Source organism: Oscillibacter sp. (assembly GCF_031978065.1).
GTDB lineage: Bacteria > Bacillota > Clostridia > Oscillospirales > Oscillospiraceae > Oscillibacter.
Genome location: NZ_DALZCH010000013.1, coordinates 39,866 through 46,849, shown reverse-complemented (window position 1 = coordinate 46,849; position 6,984 = coordinate 39,866). Strand labels below are relative to the sequence as shown.

General features: G+C 51.1%; 6 protein-coding genes. 5 read left to right on the top strand and 1 reads right to left on the bottom strand.

Features of this window, described 5'->3' with window-relative positions:
• From RTK01_RS03630 to RTK01_RS03615, 4 genes are all read left to right on the top strand, one after another.
• The coding region (locus RTK01_RS03630; protein ID WP_312279670.1) for a hypothetical protein at positions 1-324 on the top strand (324 nt) is incomplete at its 5' end.
• Between the two features lie 183 nt (positions 325-507).
• Entirely contained in the window at positions 508-1,227 is a 720-nt protein-coding gene (locus RTK01_RS03625; RefSeq protein WP_312279669.1) for an AAA family ATPase, read from the top strand.
• 984 nt (positions 1,228-2,211) lie between these two features.
• On the top strand, positions 2,212-2,478 hold the full coding sequence (locus RTK01_RS03620; protein ID WP_312279668.1) for a type II toxin-antitoxin system Phd/YefM family antitoxin: 267 nt from the start codon (positions 2,212-2,214) through the stop codon (positions 2,476-2,478).
• Entirely contained in the window at positions 2,468-2,788 is a 321-nt protein-coding gene (locus tag RTK01_RS03615; RefSeq protein ID WP_312279667.1) for a type II toxin-antitoxin system RelE/ParE family toxin, read from the top strand. The genes RTK01_RS03620 and RTK01_RS03615 overlap by 11 nt, the downstream gene beginning before the upstream one ends.
• Positions 2,789-3,128: 340 nt before the next feature.
• Here RTK01_RS03615 and RTK01_RS03610 read toward each other — a convergent pair whose 3' ends face one another.
• A complete protein-coding gene (locus RTK01_RS03610) occupies positions 3,129-5,015 on the bottom strand; it encodes a virulence-associated E family protein (RefSeq protein ID WP_312279666.1) in 1,887 nt (628 codons plus the stop codon).
• A 932-nt stretch (positions 5,016-5,947) separates the two neighbouring features.
• Here RTK01_RS03610 and RTK01_RS03605 point away from each other — a divergent pair.
• Positions 5,948-6,973: a transposase gene (locus RTK01_RS03605; RefSeq protein ID WP_312279665.1), complete on the top strand. Its 1,026-nt coding sequence runs from the start codon at positions 5,948-5,950 to the stop codon at positions 6,971-6,973.
• Positions 6,974-6,984 lie beyond the last annotated feature (11 nt).

Here is a 6,984-nt window from a genome sequence, read left to right as displayed (position 1 = left end):
GAAAAATCACCGTGGGCTTTTCTTTTCAACTGTTCAACTTCATTTACAATCAACCAGAAATATTTGCTGGTGGAAACTGATTTCCAGTGTATTTTGCAAATGATCGATGGAAACATTCCCATGGTGCAGGCCTTTCAGAGCGCAAAAGACGGAAAAGCCTTCTATGTTTTCTATGATTCGAATGCCAATCAATTCGCGTTGAGGCAAGAGGCGATTTCTCAAGTTCCAAAGGAGGATTTTCCGGAGAAAAACGCATTTTTTACCTGGGATAACGATTCTGTGCAGAAATATCGGAAATTTCTCCAGAAGCAAGCCAAGCCGTGAAGTAACACATCAGCCTTCCGGCAACATGGGGAATCATATAAGCCATGCCGTTACTGATATATTTCTCCTCAAAGGGGAGAAGAAAGCCGGAATTCGGGGCCACAAAACCAAATCTTTCAAGATTGCGCTTTGCAGGACGCGCAGGAAGGCTGTGGAAAATAATCGGCTGAAAGGGGATTCCTAATGCGTGCAACTCCATGTACCCCCGACAGCGGGGCTAAGCCTGCGTATTTGGCGGGCCAAGAATTTCTGGTTTACGAAGCTGAAACCTATTTGAAAAGCGCGCAGGAGCGGCATCCGCAGCGCTCGGTGATTTATTACGGGCTGCATGGCGTTGGGAAAACGGCGCTGCTTCATACCATTGAAAAAGCTGCTGACGGTATGGGGATCCTGCACGTCTGTATTGAGGCTGGCAAAGGCGAAACCTTCACGGTGCAGTTGATTGGAGCATTTAACAAGCTTTTGCAAAATATCAGCTCAAGAACGCCTGTGGAAGGTCTTGCAAAAAGATCCGCTGCGTGGCTCCAGTCGTTTATGTGCGCCTACAATATTGAGGGAAATCCCATCGGTGAGAGCGTCGAACAGAACTTGGATCTTTCCACGGGAATTTTTGCCGACGATCTGGCCGAGCTTTTTGTGACGCTTGGGAAAGCGGCGTTTCGATCCGGCGATACAATCGCGATTCTCATAGATGAGGCCCAGGCGTTGACGAAAGAGGAAATGCGCGGCATGATCGCTGCGATGCATCGATGCAATCAACTGGGCCTGCCAGTGATACTCTTTTGTTCTGGTCTGCCAAGGATTTTAAAGCTTGTCGGAGCAGCTTGCTCATACTCCGAGCGCCTCTTCAGGTTTGAACGTGTCGAACCGTTGGCAGAAACGGCGCAAGAGCCGCAATTGTGAACCGGACAAAAAAGCCCGGCATTTTTACTCGGCTACGCCGTTGGCACATCATCTGGATAACCGTGGGTGAGCCTTGGCAAAACTCTGTAAGGCCGCTATACCCGTGCGCGGGCGATCTCCTTTCTGGTATTCCATGCGCTGTGGGCTGACGCAGTGAAAGCCTGAAATATGCGGCTATTCTTATCGCAAGATAAGAACAAGTGGTTGGCAGGCAACGGAAAAATCAGCCATTCAAGAGGAGTGGGCAATCCTGTGGGATGCCGCTCCTCCTTTGAATTTTGCGCTTAAATGATTTTTTTCTGCTTCATATAGGATATCTTGTCTCTTTTGCGAAACGGCACAATGTGGGTGGCTGGGCTGTCACTTTTGTTATGGGAAAAATAGAAGTCCGGGTCGTTATCGGCCCGGCGCTTGCTATTTTCCATTATTTGAATTGATTTCTTTAAATACCGCGTATGCTCAATCGCCTGAACAGGTTTTCGGTTTGAACCGTCTCTCTTTCAAAACACGCTTCATTTGTACAGAATGCATCTCTCCAACGGGAAACAATCTGGAAAGGCGACTTGCGAGAGCCGACGGCATGACTGCCGGAACGTATCAGCGCGGCTGGGACGCGCTGTGATACCCAGCCGTAAAGCGCGTTCTGTCACGGACAAGGCGGAAATCCAGCTCTTGCAGCCGCAGGCAGAACCCTGCGGCTGACAGCCGGAAATCGCGCGGCGATGAATATAAAATCCTGACGAAGGGACTCGAAACAATCAGCCGTTTCAGGTTTTGCTCAGCGACATCAGTTAACTTGTTGTCCGAAAGACCACTGACTTTCCAAATCCACTTTCGGGGGTCTTGCGCAACGCGCGCCCCCTCCATCAGCGAATCGCTCGCGGAAAACATCGATTTCAAATGTAGAATATTTATTGACAAGAGGTAATAATCAAGTTATAATTCAGTTAGAATAATTACCTTATAAAATGGGAGGTATTGGGAATGGTCATTAAGTCCGCGACATCGCTGCGCAATGACTACGACAGTATGGTAAAGCTTTCGAAATCAAAGCAGGAGCCAATTTTCCTCACGCGCAACGGGGACGGGGAGATGGTGTTTCTGCCCATCGAGCTCTGGGAAAAGCGGGAGGCGGAGCTGAATCTCCTGGCCGAGCTGCTCCGCAGGGAGCAGAACCGTCTGGCGGGCGCAAAGACGGTCTCCATGGAGGAGATGTCCGCGCTGTCAGAGGAACTGCTGCGTGAGGATTGAGTGGCTGTACGAAGCGCGGGCCGAATTTCGGGAGCTGATCACCTATTATCGGGTCAACTCCGGTCCCGCATATGCAAGACGGTTTTCCGAAAAGATACTGGGCGGCGTCAGGCAGTTGGAGCGGTTCCCCGAGTTGGGCGTGCAAAAGGAGACTCGGCTTCTGGGGAAATATGGTTTCCGGGCTTTGTTTATCTCGCAGTATGTCTGCATTTACCGAATCGACGGAGACACGGTGTATGTGTACCACCTTGCGGATGCGCGAACCAACTATCTCTATCACATTTTCGGAATGGAAGACGGAATTGAGTAACCAGCGTGGCAAAAGAACCCGCCCGCTCAGTGATTGCGCCTGAGCGGGCGGCGCTTTATTCGTCCTCTTCCTCTCCCAGCACCGCGCTCAGAGGCTGTTTTGCCATACCCAGCTCCTCTTTCCACGTTATACCCCGGGTGCCCCGATGTTGTATCCTGGAAGCGGTGAGCGGAGTACGGGATAAAGAAAAAACAAAACACCAAGTCGTAAAACGGCTTGGTGTTATAGAAGTTTTGCGAGATCCGCCGGCATTGCTGCCGGAACCTATCAGAACAGCAGGGGCGCGCCATATCATGGCGCGCCCCTCTGTGCTTAAAGCTAGGCTTTTCCTCGAAGACTCTCAAGGCTCAGTCTTATGGATTTTTTTCGGAACCCGCACAAATGCCCGTGCCGCTCCGTAGTTTGGAAATGAAAGCTTGCCGTGATACGCTTCCGAATCGTCCAGTTTGCAAAGCATTTGTGTAATTTCATTCGTATGCTCCCTTTTCATATCCGCGCGGTCTTTGCGGAAGCACTCGCACCAGATCTCGGCTGTGCACACGCGCTCGCGGTGTACGGTTCCCGATTTGTTCCCGTGATCCAAATATTGCAGGCGGCTGTGCAGATTCATCTTCGCCCAGTTGTCCGGCAGAGGCGTGTCCAGATATTCCCGCACCATACCCTCCCGATCATCGGATACCATGGCCGCTTTCTGCATAGCCGTTGCGGCGGTGGTACCTGCCTCCGACAGGACCAGACTTTCCCCGGATTTGTACGCCTCGTAAGCCTCGGCCCAAATCTGAGAGACGACCTCCTGCCTTAAGTCCCACGGATGCAGCTTGCTCTTTCCGGAGACCTGAACCGGAAGGAACCGGCGATTTCCCGTGGTGTCCAGCAGAAAGCCATGGAGGGCGTTGGTGGTGGCGACCAAAATGCAGGTGCGCGGATGCACCTCTGTGTCCCTACCATAGGCAGGGCGAAATACGTCCGAAACCCTGGTAATAAAAGACTTGATGATCTCAATTTTGCCTTCGCTCATGCCGGCCAGCTCGGGAATTTCTAATATCCACCTGCCCTGCAGCTTTTCGCCTGCGGTCTTATCCTTCATGTCGTAAAACCCCAATGAATCTGAAAACCAGGGACCGCCTAGCTTGCTGAATAACATCGACTTTCCGACACCCGGGGTTCCGACCAACACCAGCACGTAATCAAACTTGATTCCAGGCTGATAGATGCGCGCGACAGCCGCGATCAAAGCTTTTCGAATGACTTCCCGGGTATACGGCGTATCCTCCGCGCCAAGATAAGTAACGAGCAGGGTATCTAACCGATCCATGCCGTCCCAGGGCACGCGCTCAATGAATTCCTTCACGGGATGCTGGACCCTTTCTTGACTTGCCAGTGCAGCCATCGCGTTTTCTAGCGTCGTAGACGGCCATATGCCGTACGTATCTGAAATGTACTTTCGCAGGCAGCTGTTGTCAAGATTACTCCAACCGGGAGTAATTTGATTCCAAGGCAGGCTGCCATCTACTGAGAGGGAGCCCGTAAACACATTATATCGGATAGCGCGGAGAGTTTCATCGTATCTCAGAATGTGTATGTAATTTCTGGTGGTATTTAAAACTTTGCCATCACGATTACACTCCAGAGATTTCATCCAAGTCTCTGACAGAGCGTGTTGCTGTGCCAACGCAACGGCAGGGACGACTCCCGAAGAAATTCCGGTGCCGCCCCCTTGAGACGCGGCAAGGGCTGCGGTTTCCGTCGCTTCATCATTAATGTGTTCCGGCGCGCCGGGTTGGCTCTCGGGTGTGTTGGGATCTGCGCCGGGGGTGGCAGTGGAGCTTTCAGGCTGCTCTTCGCTGCTTGGAATCTCCGATGGTGCGCTTGCTTCGGCCGCGCCTCCGAGTTTTTCAGCGTCGGAAAGAAGAGCTGGATACTCAGCCGGATCGACTTTGCTCAGGCTGTTTGCACCGTGGGCTTTCAGTAGGGCCCTTACCTCGGCGCTTAGTCCGGCTAAGCTTTTCTCCTCCAATACACCGCGGGGTTTTTCCATCAGGAGGGCCTGTTCGCCGTCCTTATCCTCGGTTGGCGCCGGCTCTGCCGGCGCGTCCTGAGTGAGCTTGTCCTCTCCCGAGAGAGATAAATCCGGAAAGGGAAGCTCCGATTTTTCCGCCTGGGCAGCGGCGGTCATCCTCAAACGAATTTCCTCTTCGGCGTAGACGCCTTTTTCCAATGGTTGCATAGCTTTTCCTCCTTTTATTTTTAAAGAAAATAAGCGTATGCGAGTTATGATCTGTCCGGATAATTAGTTGTAAAGGCTGCAGCGCGAAATAGAAATCTCTATCGTAAAAGAAGCCGCGCATGGGAGGGACAACGGCGCGAGGAAATTGTCTCTCCTAAAGACATATCGTGGGGCAAATGATCGGGCGAATCAGGTCAAAACTTACGCTCGCAATTTATTATATGCAAAACTAAAAAAATGCATTGGCAAAATTAAGTTAAAACCGAAAAAACAAACTCCTGCTGGCTGAATAGGACACTCCTTTTTCCTTCAAGTTCTTATCCGCCAATGCTTTGCAGGAATTTAAAAAATTTTATAAAAAAGAGGAGAAACGCCGCCCGGCGATGACATAGAAGCTGCTTCTTGCCACGCGGCTTCGCAAAGGCCTGCCGAGGCGTCTGACCCGGTGGCTGTGGAGCGATTTTGTGAAAATGCATGAGAACGGCCCCCGGCATCTCGAAGATGCCGGGGGCCATTGCTTTTCTATATGATGTGCTCCGTCTCTCCCCGAGAAAATTCAGGAGGGCTGCTCGACGGCGGAGCGGAGGGCGATTTTTATGGTATCCTCACATGGAGGCCCGTCCTTCCTGAACTGCTTCGGAAAGCAGCGGAGAATGCTTCAGAGAACCTGAACCAATCAATGCGGCCAATGCGGCACTAAATTGTGCAATCAGAACCGCCGTTGCACAGTGCGGCAAAAGCAGGAACTTTTCTCGCAAGAGTTCTCTCACACGGGAATCAATCATACGTCTTTTAATTGGCGCGGAAGGCGGCTCTTTAGATAAGATTTTGCATGCTGCTGGTATTAAAGTCACTGCGTCCGCTGTCAGCCAGCGCCGCGCCCAGATTAACCCCGCTGTGTTTCGTGCTGTGTTTACCTACTTCAATGACCATTGTGCGGGCAGTGCATTCTTTCGCGATTACCGCATTTTAGCCGTGGATGGACTGCGGTCAATTTTCTCAGAAATCCAGCGTCCCCGTCATTCGTATGCAATGAGGGTATTCCCAAGGGAGTAAATCAGCTTCATGCAACGCCGCTGTACGACATCCTCAGCCGCACCTTTACCGATGTCGTCATACAGCCAGAACCGAAGAAAGACGAAATCGGGGCGTTGATTACAATGCTTCAGCGCAACGCCTTTGACCGAAAGACTCTTATTGTGGCTGACCGTAGCTTTGAGAGCTACAATCTCATCGCTCACCTTCTTAAAAAGCCCAACACAGACTTCCTTATTCGTGTAAAACAGAGCCGTTCGGCCATGCGCGAGGTGACGAAACTGCCCATGCTGGAACTGGATTGCGACATCTCATTTTCCATCTGCACCACACAAAAGAAAACCGACAAGGAAAATCAAAATTATGTGTTCCTGCAAGTTCCTCAAAAGTCGAAACCGGGTTCAACCACCAGACGCGGACGCTGGGATTTTGAAAATTATTACCCCATGCGCTTCCGAATCTGCCGTTTTCAGATTGACAGCGGCGAGTTGGAAACCGTTGCGACATCGTTACCAAAGTCATTTACGTTGGAGGACATTAAGAACCTTTACCGCCTACGTTGGGGGATAGAAACCAGTTTCCGCGACCTCAAGTACACGCTAGGGCTAATGAATCTACACGGCAAATCTAATTCGTTTGCGGAGCAGGAAATCTATTCAAGCTTGACCACTTTCAATTTTACAAGCAGGGTTTGCCGGGAAGTTGTTGTTCGACAACCGACAGAGGGCATTTACGCCTACAAGGTCAATTTCAAGATGGCGGTGATGCTTTGCAAAGAGTACATCCGAACTCCAAAGGCAGACGGTGACAAGCTAATGGAGGACATCGCTCGATACACTGTTCCAGTCAGACAGGAAAGGCAAGACCGACGCGACTTGCGCATAAAAGGGTTCCCCGGTTTTGTATATCGCGTAGCCGCATGAGAGAGGGGGGA

Coding starts and splice junctions, on each gene's coding strand:
- RTK01_RS03625 (WP_312279669.1), top strand. CDS start 508: ATGCGTGCAACTCCATGTACCCCCGACAGCGGGGCTAAGCCTGCGTAT.
- RTK01_RS03620 (WP_312279668.1), top strand. CDS start 2,212: ATGGTCATTAAGTCCGCGACATCGCTGCGCAATGACTACGACAGTATG.
- RTK01_RS03610 (WP_312279666.1), bottom strand. CDS start 5,015: ATGCAACCATTGGAAAAAGGCGTCTACGCCGAAGAGGAAATTCGTTTG.